A 15,740-nucleotide genomic window follows, 5' to 3' on the forward strand; every position below is an offset into this window, starting at 1 on the left:
GTCTGAAACCATGGGTGCCATGAGCGCTGCAACCCCTCCCACCGAGCGCCGGGTCTCCGCCCGCGTCGGCGCGATCTCCGAGTCCGCCACCCTTGCCGTGGACGCCAAGGCCAAGGCCCTGAAGGCCGCCGGACGTCCGGTGATCGGCTTCGGCGCGGGCGAGCCCGACTTCCCGACCCCGGACTATGTCGTCGAGGCGGCCGTCGAGGCCTGCAAGAACCCCAAGTACCACCGCTACACGCCGGCCGGTGGTCTCCCCGAGCTGAAGGCCGCGATCGCCGCGAAGACGCTGCGTGATTCGGGCTACGAGGTGGACGCCTCGCAGATCCTGGTCACCAACGGCGGCAAGCAGGCGATCTACAACGCCTTCGCCGCGATCCTCGACCCGGGCGACGAGGTCATCGTCCCGGCGCCGTACTGGACCACGTACCCCGAGTCGATCCGGCTGGCCGGCGGTGTCCCGGTGGAGGTCGTGGCCGACGAGACGACGGGCTACCGGGTCTCGGTCGAGCAGCTGGAGGCGGCCCGCACGGAGAACACGAAGGTCGTGCTCTTCGTCTCCCCGTCCAACCCGACCGGCGCCGTCTACAACGCCGAGGACGCCGAGGCGATCGGCCGCTGGGCCGTCGAGCACGGCCTGTGGGTGATGACGGACGAGATCTACGAGCACCTCGTCTACGGCGACGCGAAGTTCACCTCGCTGCCGGGGATCCTCCCCGAGCTGCGCGACAAGTGCATCGTGGTCAACGGCGTCGCGAAGACGTACGCGATGACCGGTTGGCGGGTGGGCTGGATCATCGGTCCGAAGGACGTCGTCAAGGCCGCCACGAACCTCCAGTCGCACGCCACCTCGAACGTCTCCAACGTGGCGCAGATCGCCGCGCTGGCCGCCGTCTCCGGTGACCTGTCGGCCGTCGAGAAGATGCGCGAGGCCTTCGACCGGCGCCGCAAGACGATCGTGCGGATGCTGAACGAGATCGACGGCGTCCTCTGCCCGGAGCCCGAGGGCGCGTTCTACGCGTACCCCTCGGTGAAGGCGCTGCTCGGCAAGGAGATCCGCGGCAAGCGTCCGCAGGACTCGGTCGAGCTGGCCGCGCTCATCCTGGAGGAGGCCGAGGTCGCGGTGGTCCCGGGTGAGGCCTTCGGCACGCCGGGCTACCTGCGGCTGTCGTACGCGCTGGGCGACGAGGACCTCGTCGAGGGCGTGAGCCGTCTCCAGAAGCTGCTGGCGGAGGCCAGGGACTGAGTTCGGACCACTCACATGAGCAGTCTGCGGGCCGTCTCCCCCCGGGAGGCGGCCCGTTGCTTTGTGCGAGCAAGACCACGATCGGGGAAAGCGCTACCGGGACGACCGGAAGGTACGGCAGGATCCTGGAATGGAGCGTGTACGTGATGTCTCTGAGCTGCCGAAAGCCCATCTGCACCTGCACTTCACCGGGTCGATGCGGGCCACCACCGTGCTGGAACTGGCCGACAAGTACGGCGTGCACCTGCCGGACGCGCTGAACGAGGCGCTGACCAGCGGGGAACCACCCAAGCTGCGGGCCACGGACGAACGGGGCTGGTTCCGCTTCCAGCGCCTGTACGACGCGGCGCGCAGTTGCGTCCGCGAGCCGGAGGACATCCAGCGGCTGGTGCGGGAGGCCGCGGAGGAGGACCTGAAGGACGGCTCGGGCTGGCTGGAGATCCAGGTGGACCCGACGTCGTACGCGCCCCGGCTGGGCGGGCTGATCCCGGCGCTGGAGATCATCCTGGACGCGGTGGAGTCGGCCTCGCGCGACACCGGGCTCGGCATGCGGGTGCTGGTCGCGGCGAACCGCATGAAGCACCCGCTGGACGCCCGCACCCTGGCCCGGCTGGCCGTGCGGTACGCGGACCGGGGGGTGGTCGGTTTCGGGCTGTCGAACGACGAACGCCGGGGCATGGCGAGGGACTTCGACCGGGCCTTCGCGATCGCCCGGGAGGGCGGGCTGCTGTCCGCCCCGCACGGCGGCGAGTTGACCGGCCCCTCGTCCGTCCGCGACTGCCTGGACGACCTGGACGCGAACCGGCTGGGGCACGGGGTGCGGGCGGCCGAGGATCCACGGCTGCTGAAGAGGCTCGCCGACCGGGGCGTGACCTGCGAGGTGTGCCCGGCGTCGAACGTGGCACTGGGCGTGTACGAGAAGCCGGAGGACGTTCCGCTGCGGACGCTCTTCGAGGCCGGGGTGCCGATGGCCCTGGGCGCCGACGACCCGCTGCTGTTCGGCTCACGCCTGGCGGCCCAGTACGACATCGCCCGCCGCCACCACGCCTTCACGGACGAGGAGTTGGCGGAACTGGCCCGCCAGTCGCTACGGGCCTCGGCGGCGCCGGAGGACGTCAGGGCGAAGCTGCTGGCGGGCGTGGACGACTGGCTGGCGTAGCCCGGCGAGCGCGGGGCACGCGCCGGCTCGGACGCGTCCTAGAGCCCGGCACCCACCATCACCGGCTCGTTGACCAGCGTGACCCCGAATGCCTCGCGTACCCCGGCCACGACCTCGCGGGCCAGCGCCAGCAGGTCCTCCGTGGTGGCCGCGCCGCGGTTGGTGAGGGCGAGGGTGTGCTTGGTGGAGATCCGGGCGGGCCCGCTGCCGTACCCCTTGGTGAAGCCCGCCTTGTCGATCAGCCAGGCCGCGGAGGTCTTGGTGTGCCCCGCCCCCGCCGGGTAGGCGGGCGGCTCCGCGCCGTCGCCCAGCCGCTCCTTCACGCGCGCGTGGAACGCGGCGAAGTCGGCGTCGGTGAGGATCGGGTTGGTGAAGAAGGAGCCGGCCGACCAGGTGTCGTGGTCCTCCGGGTCGAGGACCATGCCCTTCCCGGCGCGCAGCTTCAGCACGGTCTCGCGGGCCTCGGCGAGCGGCACCCGGTCCCCGGGCTCGACGCCCAGCGCGCGTGCCGTCTCGGCGTACTTCAGGGGCGCCGACAGCCCGTCCGCGTCCTCGAGGGCGAACCGGACGCGCAGGACGACATAGCGCTCGGGGTCGGCCTTGAAGCGGCTGTGCCGGTAGGAGAAGGCGCACTCCTCGTTGGTGAGCGTGACCGTCTCGCCCGCCCGGCGGTCGTACGCGATCACCTCGGTGATCGTCGTGGAGACCTCCTGGCCGTACGCCCCGACGTTCTGGATCGGGGTGGCGCCCGCCGAGCCGGGGATGCCGGCCAGGCACTCGACGCCGGCCAGCCCGGCCTCCACGGTACGGGCGACCGCGTCGGTCCAGATCTCGCCCGCGGCCAGCTCCAGTCGTGTCCCGGCGAGTTCGCAGCCGCGCGTGGCGATGCGCAGGGCGGTGCCCTCGAAGCCCTTGTCGCCGATGACGAGGTTCGAGCCGCCGCCGACGATCAGCAGCGGCGTGCCGTCGGCGTCGGCCTCGCGTACGGCTGTGATCACCTCGGCGTCGGTCGTGGCGGTCACCAGCCTGGTGGCGGGACCGCCCAGCCGGAAGGTGGTCAGCGGGGCGAGCGGGGCATCGTGGAGTTCCTGCACGCGCCCCAGCCTACGAGACACCACCGACAGCCCCGCCCGCCCGGCCCTCGACAGCCCGCTCCAGCCGCCCCTCGCCGGTCACGGCACGCGCGCGTACAGCCCCGCCGAGGTGGACGGGGCCGTACGCGCGCGTGCCGGACGCGTCCGGGCACTTCGTGTGCCGTGTGAGTGTGCCGTGTGAGTGTGCCGTGTGTCTCAGCGGGCGGCGGGCTCCGGAACGGGCGCCGCCTCGGAGCCCGCGTCAGGACCCTTCTCAGGGCCCGCCTCGGAGTCCGTCGCCACGAGGTCCGTTCGCCGCCGGGCCGGTATCAGCAGGGTGGCGAACCCGGCGAGGGCCACCACCGCCGCGCCCGTGACCAGCGCGGGCCGCAGCCCGTCGACGAAGGTCTGGCCGGACTCGTAGCCGCCCTGCGCCGCGAAGATCGACGACATGATCGCGATACCGAGGGCCCCGCCGACCTCCCGCAGCGCGTTGTTGGCGCCGGAGGCGATCCCCTGCTCCTGCGGACGGACGCTGGACATCACCAGGTTGGAGGCCGGGGCGAAGAACAGCGCCATGCCGATGCCGCTGACTATCAGACCGGGCAGCTGGACGGCGTAGGAGGCGTCGACGGTCGCCACGGCGGCCATCCAGCCGAGACCGGCGGCCTGGAGGAAGAGCCCGGTGGCGACGACCGGCCGGCCTCCGACGCGGTCGGAGAGGATGCCGGCGATCGGCGCGACGAGCATCGGCATACCGGTCCACGGCAGCATCCTGAGGCCCGCCTCAGTGGGCGAGTAGCCGAGGACGCCCTGCATGTACTGGCTGAGCAGGAAGATCGAGCCGAACATCCCGAGGAACATCAGCAGGCTCGCGGCGTTGATCCCGGCGAAGGCGCGGGACCGGAAGAGGCGCATCGGCAGCATGGGGTTCTTGGCCCGCAGCCCGTGCAGGACGAACCCGACGAGCAGGACGGCGCCCGCGAACAGGCCGGTCAGCACGAGCGGGCTGGTCCAGCCGTCGGCCGGCCCGCGCACCAGGCCGTAGACGAGCCCGAAGAGGCCGCCGCTGGCGAGCAGGGTGCCGGGGAAGTCGAGCGGGGCACCGGTGCCGTAGGACTCGGCGAGGCGCAGCCGGGCGAGCGGCAGCAGGGCGAGGCCCAGCGGAACGTTCAGCCAGAAGATCCAGTGCCAGGACACGTGTTCGGTGAGGCTGCCGCCGATGAGCGGCCCGGAGGCGACCGCGAGTCCGTTGACCGCGCCCCAGATGCCGTAGGCCATTCCGCGCTTGGCGGCGGGCACGGCGGCCGTGAGGAGGGTGAGCGTCAGCGGCATCATGACGGCCGCGCCGACACCCTGGACCGCGCGGGCGGCGATGAGGGAGCCGATGCCGGGGGCCATGGCCGCGGCTGCGGAGGCGGCGGTGAAGACGGTGAGCCCGGCGAGGAACATCCGCCGGCGGCCGAACCGGTCGCCGAGCGCCGCGCCGAACATCAGCAGCACGGCGAAGGTGAGCGTATAGGCGCTCACGGTCCATTCGAGGTCGCCCAGCCCGCCGCCGAGATCCTCACGGATGGACGGCAGGGCGGTGGTGACGACGAGGTTGTCGAGGGCCGCCATGAACCCGGCGACGCTGGTGATGACGAGGGCCCAGACTGCTCCCCCGCGACGTGCGGTCTGCTCTGACATCGCTCCCCCAGCGGGTGGTCGAAATTCGGTTAGTAATTGATGACTAACTTTTGCGCCCATGAAAATGCGCCCTTCGATGGCGACGGCCAGTCCGCAGCCCGCGCTATTTCTCCAGCCGGCCCTTGATCCGAGCCGAGGGATACATCCCTTCCCAGACCCGGTCCCCGGGCGCGAACCCCATGGCCACCAGGCAGTTGACGAGCATGCCGTACGCCATGAAGGTCGTCGTCTCGTTCAGGTCGGCGCCCAGGGGCACGTGGACGGTGTCCCAGAGCCGCATCCACCCGGCGCGCACGGCCTCCCCGAAGCCGTGGTCGCCCTCCGCCTCCGCGGCGGCCACCGCGACATACGTCTGCATCTGCATCATCAGCCGTTCGGGCTGCTCCGCGATGACCCTGGTGTACGCGTTCGCCATGGCATGCAGGGCCTCTTCGCCCTCCAGCCCCCTGGCGGCCTCCTCGAACGTGCGGACGGTGTCGTCCATGCAGCGCTCGGAGGCCGCGAGGAAGATCGCTTTCTTGCCCGCGAAGAGCCGGAAGAGATACGGCTGCGAGACACCCACCCGCCTGGCGATCGCCTCGGTGGAGGTGCCGTGATAGCCACCCCGGGCGAACTCGCTCGTCGCCGCGCGGATGACGCTCTCGCGCCTCTCGTCTGCGCTCATCCTGACCATGCGAACAAGTTAGTGCTCAATCACTAACTACGTCAAGGCCCGGCAACGCGTAAGGGGCGCCTCTCCTTGGAGGGCGCCCCTTACATCGCGTGTGCCGCCTCGGATCAGGCCAGCCGTACGACCGCCCGGGACATCCCGAGGACCTTCAGCCCGCCGCTGGTCACGGTCAGGTCGACCCGCACGGTGTTGTCGTCGAGCTTGGCGCCCACCTTGCCGGTGACCTCGATGACGGCACCCTGGTCGTCGTTGGGGACGACGACGGGCTTCGTGAAGCGAACGCCGTAGTCGACGACCGCGCCCGGGTCGCCGATCCAGTCGGTGACGACGCGGACCGCCTCGGCCATGGTGAACATGCCGTGCGCGATGACGTCCGGCAGGCCCACCTCCTTGGCGAACTTCTCGTTCCAGTGGATGGGATTGAAGTCCCCGGAGGCACCCGCGTACTGCACCAGCGTGGCGCGGTTCACAGGGAAGGACCGGGCCGGCAGTTCGGTGCCGACCTCGACCTCGTCGTAAGCGATCTTCGCCGTCATCGGTTCCTCACGCCTTCCCGTCCGTGGCGTCCACGGCTTCCGCCGGCTCCGCCGCGCGGGCGACGAGCTTGGTCCAGGCGGTCACGACGTGCTCGCCGCTCTCGTCGCGGACCTCGCCCCGGATGTCCAGGATGTCGTTGCCGGCCATGGACTTCACCGCCTCGATGGTCGAGGTGACCGTGAGCCGGTCACCGGCGCGCACCGGGCGCCGGTAGGCGAACTTCTGGTCGCCGTGCACCACCCGGCTGTAGTCGAGGCCCAGCCGAGGGTCCTGGACGACCTGTCCGGCCGCCTTGAAGGTGATCGAGAACACGAAGGTCGGCGGCGCGATCACATCGGCGTATCCGAGCGCCTTGGCGGCCTCCGGGTCGGTGTACGCCGGGTTGGCGTCACCCACGGCCTCGGCGAACTCGCGGATCTTCTCCCGACCGACCTCGTAGGGATCGGTGGGCGGGTAGGTCCGCCCGACGAAGGACTGGTCGAGCGCCATGGCCTCGGCACCTCCTGGTTGCTCTGCTGCTCCGCTGCTCTGTTGCTTGGTGCTGTACCGCTCAGCGTTGCTCTACTGACCGGTACGGGTCGCTCAACGACACGAGGCCGCCCCCGATCACTCGGGGACGGCCTCGCATACGAGCCTGAATTTATCGCGTTTCGCGGTGCGCGGTGTGCGCATTGCAACGCGGGCAGTGCTTCTTCATCTCCAGTCGGTCCGGGTTGTTACGCCGGTTCTTCTTGGTGATGTAGTTCCGCTCCTTGCACTCCACGCAGGCCAGCGTGATCTTCGGGCGGACGTCGGTGGCAGCCACAGGAGTGCTCCTTGACGAACGGATGGGACATATAACGCATGAAAGAGTAGCCGATCGAAGGACCGACCCCGCAATCGGCTACTGTCAGTAGCGGTGACCGGACTTGAACCGGTGACACAGCGATTATGAGCCGCTTGCTCTACCGACTGAGCTACACCGCTTTGATGGGATCAGGTCCCGCCTTGCGACGGGAACCTCACCCACCAGAGCCCCAATACGGAATCGAACCGTAGACCTTCTCCTTACCATGGAGACGCTCTACCGACTGAGCTATTGGGGCGAGCGATGAAGACATTACACGGTCCGCAGCCGTTCACCCAAATCCGTTTCGCGAGGCTCTCCGGGGCCGACTGGAGGGCCGATTCCTCAAGGTCCCAGCGGCCTCCCGGGCCCCTCCCGCACGCCGGACCACACCGGTACGACTATTGCGCTCCTCCCCGCCGGCGCCGAAACGCCGTCCTAGGCTCGACTCACTCTGCGTGATCTTGCGTCCCCGCGAGCGACCGCGCGTCACCCGCGTCCCCGCGCAGTCCCGAGCCGAGCCCCTGGAGCGCGATGCCCGACAGCCAGCCGCAGCCGCCCCCTTGGCCGTCGTCCTCGTCCGGCGCCGCGGGAGGTCCGCCGGACCCGGCCGCCCTCCTGCTGAGCGGGGCGCGCCTGACGGACGGCCGGACCGTGGACGTACGGCTGGGCCGCGGGCGTATCGAGGCGGTCGGCACGGCGGGCAGCCTGACGACCGGCCCCGCCCGTGGCGGCACGCGCGTGGACCTCGGCGGCTACCTCCTGCTCCCCGCCCCCGCCGAGCCGCACGCGCACGCCGACACCGCGCTCACGGCCGATGCGGACGGCCCGGTCTCGTACGCCCCCGAGGACGTCCAGCGCCGTGCCACGGAGGCCGCGTTGCTGCAACTGGGCCACGGCGCGACGGCGCTGCGCGCCCATGTGCACGTGGGCGACGTCCAGGGCCTCGGCGCGCTGGCCGCCGTACTGCGGGCCCGGCGTTCGCTGCGCGGGCTCGCCGAACTGACGGCGGTGGCGATGCCGCGGGTACTGACCGGGGCGGCCGGGGCGGACGGGCTCGCGATGCTGCGGGACGCGGTGAAGATGGGCGCCTCCGTGGTGGGCGGCTGCCCGGACCTGGACCCCGATCCGACGGGCTACGTGGAGACCGTCCTGGAGGTCGCCTCCGAACACGGCTGCCCCGTCGACCTGCACACCGACGCCGCCGACCCGGCCCGCCTCGCCCGCCTCGCCGCGATGGCCGGCGGTCTGCGCCCCGGCGTCACCCTGAGCCCCTGCGGCGGCCTCGACGACCTCCCCGCCGATACGGCCACCCGCACCGCCGACCAACTCGCGGCCGCCGGCGTGACGGTGGTCTGCCTCCCCCAGGGCGGCTGCGGCACCGTCGACCACCGGGACGCGGCGCCCGTACGGCTGTTGCGCGCGGCCGGCGTCCGGATCGCGGCGGGCAGCGGGGCGTTGCGGGACGTCTCCAACCCGGTCGGCCGCGGCGACCCCCTGGAGGCGGCCTACCTGCTCGCCTCCCGTCACGGCCTGCGCGCCGAGGACGCGTACGACGCCGTGAGCACGTCCGCGCGAGCCGCGCTGGGCCTCCCCGAGGTCCGCGTGGAGGCGGGCTTCCCGGCCGACCTCCTGGCCGTCCGCGGCGACCGACTGGCGGGCGCCCTGTCCCTGGCGTACAGCAGGATCGTGATCCACCAGGGCCGCGTGGTGGCCCGCACGAGCGCCGTCCGCGAGTACCGCAGCTCGACGGCCGCCCCCGAGTGGGGCCTGCCGAGACAGGGACGGGGACAGCTGTCGTAGGACGGCGGGGGCGGGCCGGGGAGTTGAGCGGGGACCCGGGTGAGGTCATGCGGCGGATGCGGGTGTCCGGGCGTACGGTCGGAAGCATGCGCATTGTCATCGCTGGTGGTCATGGTCAGATCGCGCTGCGGCTGGAGCGTCTACTCGCCGCGCGCGGGGACGAGGTCGCGGGGATCATCCGCAAGGCGGAACAGGGCGACGCCCTCCGGGCGGCCGGCGCCGAACCGGTCGTCCTGGACCTGGAGTCGGCGTCCGTCGAAGCGGTCGCGGAGCGGCTGCGGGGCGCGGACGCGGCGGTGTTCGCGGCGGGTGCCGGCCCGGGCAGCGGAGTGGGCCGCAAGAACACCGTGGACAAGGGCGCGGCCATCCTGTTCGCGGACGCGGCGGTCCGGGCGGGCGTACGGCGCTTCGTGGTCGTGTCGTCCATGGGCGCGGACCCCGATCACCAGGGTGACGAGGTCTTCGACGTCTACCTGCGCGCCAAGGGCGAAGCGGACGCGCACGTGCAGGGCCTGGACTCCCTCGACTGGACCATCCTGCGCCCCGGCGCGCTCACGGACGACCCCGGCACCGGCCTGGTCCGCCTGGAGGCCCGCACGGGCCGCGGCTCCGTCCCCCGCGACGACGTGGCCACCGTGCTGGCCGAACTGCTGGACACTCCGGCGACGTCCGGCCTCACCCTGGAACTCATCAGCGGCTCGACGCCGGTACCGGTGGCGGTCAGGGCGGTGGCGGGCAACTGAGGAACGCCGTGCGCCGGTAGACGCCCTGGAACGCCAGAGCGCCAGGTCGCCAGAACGCTAGAAGAGGGGTAGCTGTCCCGGAAACTCCGGGACCACATACCCGTCCAACGACGGCTGGGCCGCGCCCAGTTGTGCCGTACTGCGCGAGCCGGGGCAGGAGACCAGGTCCCCGGTTCCGCGCGCCCCCGGCGGGTCGTGCCGGGCGAACCGTCCGGCGACCACGGCGATCTCGCGACGGCAAACGGGGCAGGTTCTACGACGACTGGACGCGCTGGACATGTCGTCAGTCTGCCCCAGTGGGCCACGCGGGTACCCCACGGCGGGACGCGCCCCGCTCGCCGCGCGGAAGTGCGATCACCTCCCTAGCATCCGTACACGTGGCACATACCTTCGAGGAACTCGTGGAGAAGCAACGCGCGGCCGACGAGGCACACGCGAGGGTCGAAGCGCTGCGGGACACGTACGGCGCACCCACGGCCACCCCCTGGCCGGAGATCCAGACCGACACCTACGAAACCGCCTGGCGCGCCTGGCGCGACCTCGCCCGCGACGTACAGGCCGCGGTGACCGAACACGCCAAGGACGAGAACAGACCACGCAACGACATCGAGGCAGAGGTGAAGAGAGCGGCGAAGACACCCTCGCCGGAGGTCTCCGAACCCCCGGAAGACCCCGCCGAAGGAAAGTGAGGCGGGTCGCCGCCACCCAGCGTCTCCCTGTCCCCCTGTCCCCCGCACACGAAGAAACCCCTCCGCGCTGCGTCTGCGCAGGTCGGAGGGGTTCCCTCTGTCAGCACGGCGGCACCAGGAGTCGAACGGCCCCGGTCGGCGGCGTCGTCGGCTGTCGGACGGTGACGCGGCTCAGCAGGTGTCGGCGCGCACGGACTGCCATGGCATGCCGGACGGGTTCAGTGACGGGCCCGCCGGCTGGACGAACCGTTCACGTGTGACCCGTTGAGCTCCGGAACAACAGCGATCGCACACTCCGCCACTTCGCATCGACGTCGACCGGGCGTCCATATGATCTTCGCCACGCTGCGCTGTCCACCTGGCACACAGTTCCGGAGTGGGACCGCAGTTCATTGCGGAAATCCCGTCCGCACCCCGTCCGCACACGTCGGGACCGGACGTTCGAATGCGAGACAGCGGGGGACAGTACGCGACTCGGTCAGGGAACATGACAAAGGGCCCGCGACCTGCTGTGTAAGCAGGTCACGGACCCTTCGTTCTCAGCGTGGCGGCGCCAGGATTCGAACCTGGGAAGGCTGAGCCGGCAGATTTACAGTCTGCTCCCTTTGGCCGCTCGGGCACACCGCCGGGTTTGCCGCCTGTTCGAACCGCTTTTCGGCGGTGCTCCCTGGCAACGACGTAAACGATACCCGATGCCCAGGGGTGCTTCGCCACCTGATTCCTCACCGCCCGGAGCGGGCGGGATGACTAGGCTTGTGCGGATGCGGCCCGGGATCACGCCGGGCTCGGCGGTCGCCCCCACGTACGCCGATACGCACCCGACACGCACCCCGATACAAGGAGCCACAGGACATGGCCGACTCCAGTTTCGACATCGTCTCGAAGGTCGAGCGGCAGGAGGTCGACAACGCCCTCAACCAGGCCGGCAAGGAAATCTCGCAGCGCTACGACTTCAAAGGCGTCGGCGCCTCGATCTCGTGGTCCGGTGACAAGATCCTGATGGAGGCGAACTCCGAGGACCGGGTCAACGCCGTCCTCGACGTCTTCCAGTCCAAGCTGATCAAGCGCGGGATCTCTCTCAAGGCGCTGGAGGCGGGCGAGCCCCAGCTCTCCGGCAAGGAGTACAAGCTCTTCGCGGAGATCAAGGAGGGCATCTCCCAGGACAACGCGAAGAAGGTCGCGAAGCTCATCCGCGACGAGGGCCCCAAGGGCGTGAAGGCCCAGGTGCAGGGCGAGGAACTGCGGGTCAGCTCCAAGAGCCGCGACGACCTCCAGACCGTCATCACCCTGCTCAAGGGCCAGGACTTCGACTTCGCTCTGCAGTTCGTGAACTACCGGTAGTCGGCCGGACGGACACGAGCCGGACGGACGCGAGCCGGACAGCTACGAGCAAGGGTGGGCGCCCATGGGGTGCCCACCCTTCTCGTTCGGTCCGCCGCGGAGGCGCTCAGTCGCGTGAGTTGCCGAACAGCAGGCGATAGACGATCAGCAGCACCAGCGAACCGCCGATCGCCGCGGCCCAGGTCGCGCCGTCGTAGAAGTCCTTGGTGATGGGGTGGTCCAGCCAGCGGGCCGATATCCAGCCGCCGATGAACGCGCCCGCGACGCCGATGAGGGTCGTGCCGATGAAGCCGCCCGGGTCGCGGCCCGGCAGCAGGACCTTGGCGATTACTCCGGCCAACAACCCCAGGATGATCCAGCTGATGATGCTCATGTCCTGAACCTGCCCTTCCGTGCTGTGCCCGCGCTGTCCGGACACTGTGATGTCGCTCGCTCCGGACGGGCTGTGCTCGTTTCCGTCGCGCCCCGCGTCCTGCGTCGCACGCGGGTTCGGGTCGTGTCGATGAGGACGACGTCACCACGGCACACGGTGGTTCCGCCGATCAGTAGGGTGCGGCCCATGACACAGTCCGGATCGCGCGCCGAACTGCGGCGGACGCTCGGCCTCGGCGACGCCGTGGTCATCGGGCTCGGCTCGATGATCGGTGCCGGCGTCTTCGCGGCGCTCGCTCCCGCCGCGCAGGCCGCGGGCTCCGGACTGCTGCTCGGACTCGCGCTCGCCGCACTGGTCGCCTACTGCAACGCCATGTCGTCGGCGCGACTCGCCGCCCTGTATCCGGCCTCGGGCGGCACGTACGTGTACGGGCGCGAGCGGCTCGGCCCGTTCTGGGGGTATCTGGCGGGCTGGTCGTTCGTGGTCGGGAAGACGGCCTCCTGTGCGGCGATGGCTCTGACGGTCGGTGCGTACGTCTGGCCGACGCAGGCGCACGCCGTGGCGGTCGCGGCCGTGGTGGCGCTGACCGCGGTGAACTACGGCGGCGTCCAGAAGTCGGCCTGGCTGACGCGGGCGATCGTGGCGGTGGTCCTGGCGGTCCTCGCTTGCGTGGTGTTCGTGTGCCTGGGGTCCGGCGCGTCCGACGACGGGCGGCTGGACATCGGGGTCTCCGGGGGTGTCGGCGGGGTGCTGACGGCCGCCGGTCTGCTGTTCTTCGCCTTCGCCGGGTACGCCCGCATCGCGACCCTGGGCGAGGAGGTGCGTGACCCGGCCCGCACCATCCCGCGCGCGATCCCCCTGGCCCTGGGGATCGCTCTGGTCGTGTACGCGTGCGTGACGGTCGCTGTCCTCTCCGTGCTGGGGCCGGGCGATCTCGGACGGGCGGGGGCGCCGTTGGCCGACGCGGTGCGGGCGGCGGGGGTGCCCGGGCTGGTGCCGGTGGTACGGATCGGGGCAGCGGTGGCGGCGCTGGGCTCGCTCCTCGCCCTCATCCTGGGCGTCTCGCGCACGACGCTGGCCATGGCCCGGGACCGGCATCTGCCCGGCGCCCTGGCCGCCGTCCACCCGCGCTTCCAGGTACCGCACCGGGCCGAGCTCATGGTGGGCGCGGTGGTCGCGGTCCTGGCCGCCACGGTGGATGTCCGGGGCGCGATCGGGTTCTCCTCCTTCGGTGTGCTGACGTACTACGCGGTGGCCAACGCGTCGGCCTGGACGCTCGATCCGGCCCCGGCGAAGCGGATGCTGCCCGCGGTGGGGCTCCTGGGCTGTGTGGTGCTCGCGTTCGCGCTGCCGAGGACCTCGGTGGTCGTAGGAGCGGGGGTGCTGGCGGTGGGCGTGCTCGCTTACGGGGTACGGCGGCGCTGGGCGGGCGCGCGGTAGCCGGACGACAGCGACGGCGGGCCGCGGCGGCGGGCTCCGGACGACGAACGGCGGACGGTGGGCTGCGGACGGCGGACGGCGGCGGGCTGGTGCCCGGGCAACGGGTGCGCGGGCAACGGGTGCGCGACAGCAGGCTGCGGCAGCAGCCGTTACGGCGTCGTCGCCCCGGTCGCCGCCGTGCGTATGCGGAACTCGGTCCAGGGGGTCGGTTCCAGGTCGTCGTTCAGGCTGTCGTACCAGCCCGTGCCGTCGAGCCAGGCCTGCAGCCAGGCGGTGAGGCTGGGGGCGTCGACGAACCAGGCGTGGTCGGGGTCGCCCGGGTTCGGTTCGAAGAGCAGGACCGTCGCCTGCGGGGAACGGCAGTCCACGCACGCGTACATCGCGCAGCCCCAGTGGGATATCGGCAGGACACCCTCGGGCCAGGGCCAGTCGGGGTCCTCGCGACCGCCTGCGCGGTTGGCGAGGTACTGGGCGACGGCGGCGGGTTCACCGGACGGAGAACTGTCGAGCAGGGGCAGCAGGCCGTACTCCGGGCCGAATCCGCCGTCCCCTATACGCAGGTAGAGGTCGGCGAGCAGCGGCGGCAGGCGGAAGCCGAGTGCGGCCTCGGCACGGGCCACGGTGGCCGCGTCCACGGGGTCGGGGAGCGACGGCCAACCCCAGGGGCGGGTGGTGGCCGCCTTGGCCGCCACCCCTGCCCACAACTGCTCGTTCTCGGTCATGCGTTCATGATGCAGGCCGCCACTGACAACCGGGCCGGCCTGTGGACAACTCACCGCCTGTGGACAACCGGCGAGCGGCGGGCCGCCGTCGAGCAGCCGACCGCCCGGCTACTGACGGGCCGTGGACGACAAGCCGCTCGGTGCTCGGCCCGTCAGCGCGAGGCGAACGGCTGGTCCGAGGGCACGATCTCGCGGCCCAGCGGGAACAGCGAGACCGGGATCAGCTTGAAGTTCGCGATGCCGAACGGGATGCCGATGATGGTCAGGCAGAGCAGCAGTCCGGTGACGATGTGCCCGATGGCCAGCCACCAGCCGGCGAGCACCAGCCAGAGCACGTTGCCGACGCAGGAGGGCGCGCCCGCGTCACGGCGCTCGATCGTCGTGTAGCCGAAGGGCCAGAGGGCGTAGACACCGATCCGGAAAGCGGCGATCCCGAAGGGAATGCCGATGATCGTGATGCAGAGCAGCACTCCCGCGGCCAGGTAGGCGAGGAACAGCCAGAATCCGCTCAGGATCAGCCAGATGACGTTCAGGATGGTCTTCACTGGTGGCGACCTGCCATTTTCTCGAGCCGGGCGATACGGTCCGCCATCGGCGGGTGCGTCGAGAACATCTTGGAGAGTCCCTGGCCCGGGCGGAAGGGATTCGCGATCATCATGTGGCTCGCGGTCTCGATGCGGGGCTCCGGGGGCAGTGGAAGCTGCTTGGTGCCCGTCTCCAGTTTGCGCAGCGCGCTCGCGAGGGCCAGCGGGTCGCCGGTGAGCTGCGCGCCCGAGGCGTCCGCCTCGTACTCACGGGAGCGGCTGATGGCGAGTTGGATGACGCTGGCGGCGAGCGGGCCGAGAATCATGATCAGGAGCATGCCGAGGATGCCGGGACCGTCGTCGTCGTCCGAGCGGCCGATCGGGATCAGCCAGGCGAAGTTGACCAGGAACATGATCACGGAGGCGAGCGCTCCGGCGACCGAGGAGATGAGGATGTCCCGGTTGTAGACGTGGCTGAGCTCGTGGCCGATGACGCCGCGCAGTTCGCGCTCGTCGAGGAGGCGCAGGATGCCGTCCGTGCAGCACACGGCGGCGTTGCGCGGATTGCGGCCGGTGGCGAAGGCGTTGGGTGCCTCGGTCGGGGAGATGTACAGGCGGGGCATGGGCTGACGGGCCTGGGTGGAGAGCTCGCGGACCATCCGGTACAGGGCGGGAGCCTCGAACTCGCTCACCGGGCGGGCACGCATCGCGCGTAGCGCCAGTTTGTCGCTGTTCCAGTACGCGTACGCGTTGGTGCCGAGTGCGATCAGGACCGCGATGACCAGCCCCATGCGGCCGAAGAAGCTGCCGATGACGATGATGAGTGCGGACAGTCCCCCGAGGAGTACTGCGGTCCTGAGCCCGTTGTGCCGGCGGTGCACGGTACGCCCTCCAAGTCGTGCAGC

General features: G+C 71.0%; 18 protein-coding genes and 3 tRNA genes. 7 read left to right on the top strand and 14 right to left on the bottom strand.

All coding sequences use genetic code 11. The features are described from left to right. Positions 1 to 19 precede the first annotated feature (19 nt). Both OG933_RS18700 and OG933_RS18705 read left to right on the top strand, forming a co-directional pair. Positions 20 to 1,246, top strand: a complete 1,227-nt coding sequence (locus OG933_RS18700; RefSeq protein WP_362517939.1) for a pyridoxal phosphate-dependent aminotransferase — start codon at positions 20 to 22, stop codon at positions 1,244 to 1,246. Between the two features lie 130 nt (positions 1,247 to 1,376). Continuing rightward, positions 1,377 to 2,405 carry an adenosine deaminase gene (locus OG933_RS18705; protein WP_405627901.1) on the top strand — a complete coding sequence of 343 codons (1,029 nt, stop codon included), beginning with the start codon at positions 1,377 to 1,379 and terminating at the stop codon, positions 2,403 to 2,405. Between the two features lie 38 nt (positions 2,406 to 2,443). Here the strand turns inward: OG933_RS18705 and OG933_RS18710 are convergent, their stop codons facing one another. The 8 genes from OG933_RS18710 to OG933_RS18745 all read right to left on the bottom strand — a co-directional run bounded on the left by OG933_RS18710 (position 2,444) and on the right by OG933_RS18745 (position 7,459). Beyond that, positions 2,444 to 3,499, bottom strand: coding sequence for a UDP-N-acetylmuramate dehydrogenase (locus tag OG933_RS18710; protein ID WP_267018882.1), 1,056 nt, complete (start codon positions 3,497 to 3,499; stop codon positions 2,444 to 2,446). Between the two features lie 195 nt (positions 3,500 to 3,694). Further along, entirely contained in the window at positions 3,695 to 5,167 is a 1,473-nt protein-coding gene (locus tag OG933_RS18715; protein WP_405627903.1) for a DHA2 family efflux MFS transporter permease subunit, read from the bottom strand. Positions 5,168 to 5,270: 103 nt separating this feature from the next. Next, positions 5,271 to 5,840: a helix-turn-helix domain-containing protein gene (locus OG933_RS18720; protein WP_362517949.1), complete on the bottom strand. Its 570-nt coding sequence runs from the start codon at positions 5,838 to 5,840 to the stop codon at positions 5,271 to 5,273. Between the two features lie 104 nt (positions 5,841 to 5,944). Continuing rightward, a complete protein-coding gene (locus OG933_RS18725) occupies positions 5,945 to 6,373 on the bottom strand; it encodes a MaoC family dehydratase (RefSeq protein ID WP_362517952.1) in 429 nt (142 codons plus the stop codon). Between the two features lie 7 nt (positions 6,374 to 6,380). Continuing rightward, the gene (locus OG933_RS18730; protein WP_405627904.1) at positions 6,381 to 6,863 is read right to left on the bottom strand and encodes a MaoC family dehydratase N-terminal domain-containing protein; all 483 of its coding nucleotides are present in this window, start codon (positions 6,861 to 6,863) and stop codon (positions 6,381 to 6,383) included. A gap of 151 nt (positions 6,864 to 7,014) precedes the next feature. Next, on the bottom strand, positions 7,015 to 7,179 hold the full coding sequence (gene rpmG / locus OG933_RS18735) for a 50S ribosomal protein L33 (protein ID WP_003948671.1): 165 nt from the start codon (positions 7,177 to 7,179) through the stop codon (positions 7,015 to 7,017). Positions 7,180 to 7,267: 88 nt separating this feature from the next. Continuing rightward, positions 7,268 to 7,340: transfer RNA gene (locus tag OG933_RS18740), tRNA-Met, on the bottom strand. Positions 7,341 to 7,386: 46 nt separating this feature from the next. Continuing rightward, a tRNA-Thr gene (locus tag OG933_RS18745) sits at positions 7,387 to 7,459 on the bottom strand. A 275-nt stretch (positions 7,460 to 7,734) separates the two neighbouring features. Between OG933_RS18745 and OG933_RS18750 the strand changes: the two genes are divergently transcribed. Continuing rightward, positions 7,735 to 9,003, top strand: coding sequence for a hydrolase (locus OG933_RS18750; protein WP_405627906.1), 1,269 nt, complete (start codon positions 7,735 to 7,737; stop codon positions 9,001 to 9,003). Between the two features lie 86 nt (positions 9,004 to 9,089). Next, positions 9,090 to 9,746: an SDR family oxidoreductase gene (locus tag OG933_RS18755; RefSeq protein ID WP_362517958.1), complete on the top strand. Its 657-nt coding sequence runs from the start codon at positions 9,090 to 9,092 to the stop codon at positions 9,744 to 9,746. 57 nt (positions 9,747 to 9,803) lie between these two features. On the opposite strand, the gene OG933_RS18760 is transcribed toward OG933_RS18755, so the two are convergent. After that, the gene (locus OG933_RS18760; RefSeq protein ID WP_078616067.1) at positions 9,804 to 10,025 is read right to left on the bottom strand and encodes a hypothetical protein; all 222 of its coding nucleotides are present in this window, start codon (positions 10,023 to 10,025) and stop codon (positions 9,804 to 9,806) included. A gap of 98 nt (positions 10,026 to 10,123) precedes the next feature. Between OG933_RS18760 and OG933_RS18765 the strand changes: the two genes are divergently transcribed. After that, entirely contained in the window at positions 10,124 to 10,435 is a 312-nt protein-coding gene (locus tag OG933_RS18765; RefSeq protein ID WP_230194913.1) for a hypothetical protein, read from the top strand. A 545-nt stretch (positions 10,436 to 10,980) separates the two neighbouring features. Here the strand turns inward: OG933_RS18765 and OG933_RS18770 are convergent. Beyond that, positions 10,981 to 11,062, bottom strand: a tRNA-Tyr gene (locus tag OG933_RS18770). A 225-nt stretch (positions 11,063 to 11,287) separates the two neighbouring features. Here OG933_RS18770 and OG933_RS18775 point away from each other — a divergent pair. Further along, on the top strand, positions 11,288 to 11,776 hold the full coding sequence (locus OG933_RS18775) for a YajQ family cyclic di-GMP-binding protein (protein ID WP_020132689.1): 489 nt from the start codon (positions 11,288 to 11,290) through the stop codon (positions 11,774 to 11,776). A gap of 106 nt (positions 11,777 to 11,882) precedes the next feature. Here the strand turns inward: OG933_RS18775 and OG933_RS18780 are convergent, their stop codons facing one another. Beyond that, positions 11,883 to 12,149, bottom strand: coding sequence for a GlsB/YeaQ/YmgE family stress response membrane protein (locus OG933_RS18780; RefSeq protein WP_020132690.1), 267 nt, complete (start codon positions 12,147 to 12,149; stop codon positions 11,883 to 11,885). Positions 12,150 to 12,335: 186 nt separating this feature from the next. Here OG933_RS18780 and OG933_RS18785 point away from each other — a divergent pair, with 186 nt between their 5' ends. Continuing rightward, the gene (locus tag OG933_RS18785) at positions 12,336 to 13,589 is read left to right on the top strand and encodes an APC family permease (protein WP_405627909.1); all 1,254 of its coding nucleotides are present in this window, start codon (positions 12,336 to 12,338) and stop codon (positions 13,587 to 13,589) included. Positions 13,590 to 13,738: 149 nt separating this feature from the next. Here OG933_RS18785 and OG933_RS18790 read toward each other — a convergent pair whose 3' ends face one another. The 3 genes from OG933_RS18790 to htpX form a co-directional block, all read right to left on the bottom strand. Then, positions 13,739 to 14,311 carry an SMI1/KNR4 family protein gene (locus OG933_RS18790; protein WP_362517969.1) on the bottom strand — a complete coding sequence of 191 codons (573 nt, stop codon included), beginning with the start codon at positions 14,309 to 14,311 and terminating at the stop codon, positions 13,739 to 13,741. Positions 14,312 to 14,463: 152 nt separating this feature from the next. Further along, complete coding sequence (locus OG933_RS18795; protein ID WP_054238745.1) at positions 14,464 to 14,856, bottom strand: YccF domain-containing protein; 393 nt, start codon at positions 14,854 to 14,856, stop codon at positions 14,464 to 14,466. Then, positions 14,853 to 15,716 (bottom strand): zinc metalloprotease HtpX, encoded by an 864-nt coding sequence (gene htpX, locus OG933_RS18800; protein WP_020130197.1) that lies wholly within the window; start codon positions 15,714 to 15,716, stop codon positions 14,853 to 14,855. Before htpX ends, OG933_RS18795 begins: the two co-directional genes overlap by 4 nt. Positions 15,717 to 15,740 lie beyond the last annotated feature (24 nt).

Source organism: Streptomyces sp. NBC_00016, assembly GCF_045040885.1.
Taxonomy (GTDB): Bacteria; Actinomycetota; Actinomycetes; order Streptomycetales; family Streptomycetaceae; genus Streptomyces; species Streptomyces coriariae.

Coding starts and splice junctions, on each gene's coding strand:
- OG933_RS18700 (WP_362517939.1), top strand. CDS start 20: ATGAGCGCTGCAACCCCTCCCACCGAGCGCCGGGTCTCCGCCCGCGTC.
- OG933_RS18705 (WP_405627901.1), top strand. CDS start 1,377: ATGGAGCGTGTACGTGATGTCTCTGAGCTGCCGAAAGCCCATCTGCAC.
- OG933_RS18715 (WP_405627903.1), bottom strand. CDS start 5,167: ATGTCAGAGCAGACCGCACGTCGCGGGGGAGCAGTCTGGGCCCTCGTC.
- OG933_RS18720 (WP_362517949.1), bottom strand. CDS start 5,840: ATGGTCAGGATGAGCGCAGACGAGAGGCGCGAGAGCGTCATCCGCGCG.
- OG933_RS18725 (WP_362517952.1), bottom strand. CDS start 6,373: ATGACGGCGAAGATCGCTTACGACGAGGTCGAGGTCGGCACCGAACTG.
- OG933_RS18730 (WP_405627904.1), bottom strand. CDS start 6,863: ATGGCGCTCGACCAGTCCTTCGTCGGGCGGACCTACCCGCCCACCGAT.
- OG933_RS18750 (WP_405627906.1), top strand. CDS start 7,735: ATGCCCGACAGCCAGCCGCAGCCGCCCCCTTGGCCGTCGTCCTCGTCC.
- OG933_RS18755 (WP_362517958.1), top strand. CDS start 9,090: ATGCGCATTGTCATCGCTGGTGGTCATGGTCAGATCGCGCTGCGGCTG.
- OG933_RS18760 (WP_078616067.1), bottom strand. CDS start 10,025: ATGTCCAGCGCGTCCAGTCGTCGTAGAACCTGCCCCGTTTGCCGTCGC.
- OG933_RS18775 (WP_020132689.1), top strand. CDS start 11,288: ATGGCCGACTCCAGTTTCGACATCGTCTCGAAGGTCGAGCGGCAGGAG.
- OG933_RS18780 (WP_020132690.1), bottom strand. CDS start 12,149: ATGAGCATCATCAGCTGGATCATCCTGGGGTTGTTGGCCGGAGTAATC.
- OG933_RS18785 (WP_405627909.1), top strand. CDS start 12,336: ATGACACAGTCCGGATCGCGCGCCGAACTGCGGCGGACGCTCGGCCTC.
- OG933_RS18790 (WP_362517969.1), bottom strand. CDS start 14,311: ATGACCGAGAACGAGCAGTTGTGGGCAGGGGTGGCGGCCAAGGCGGCC.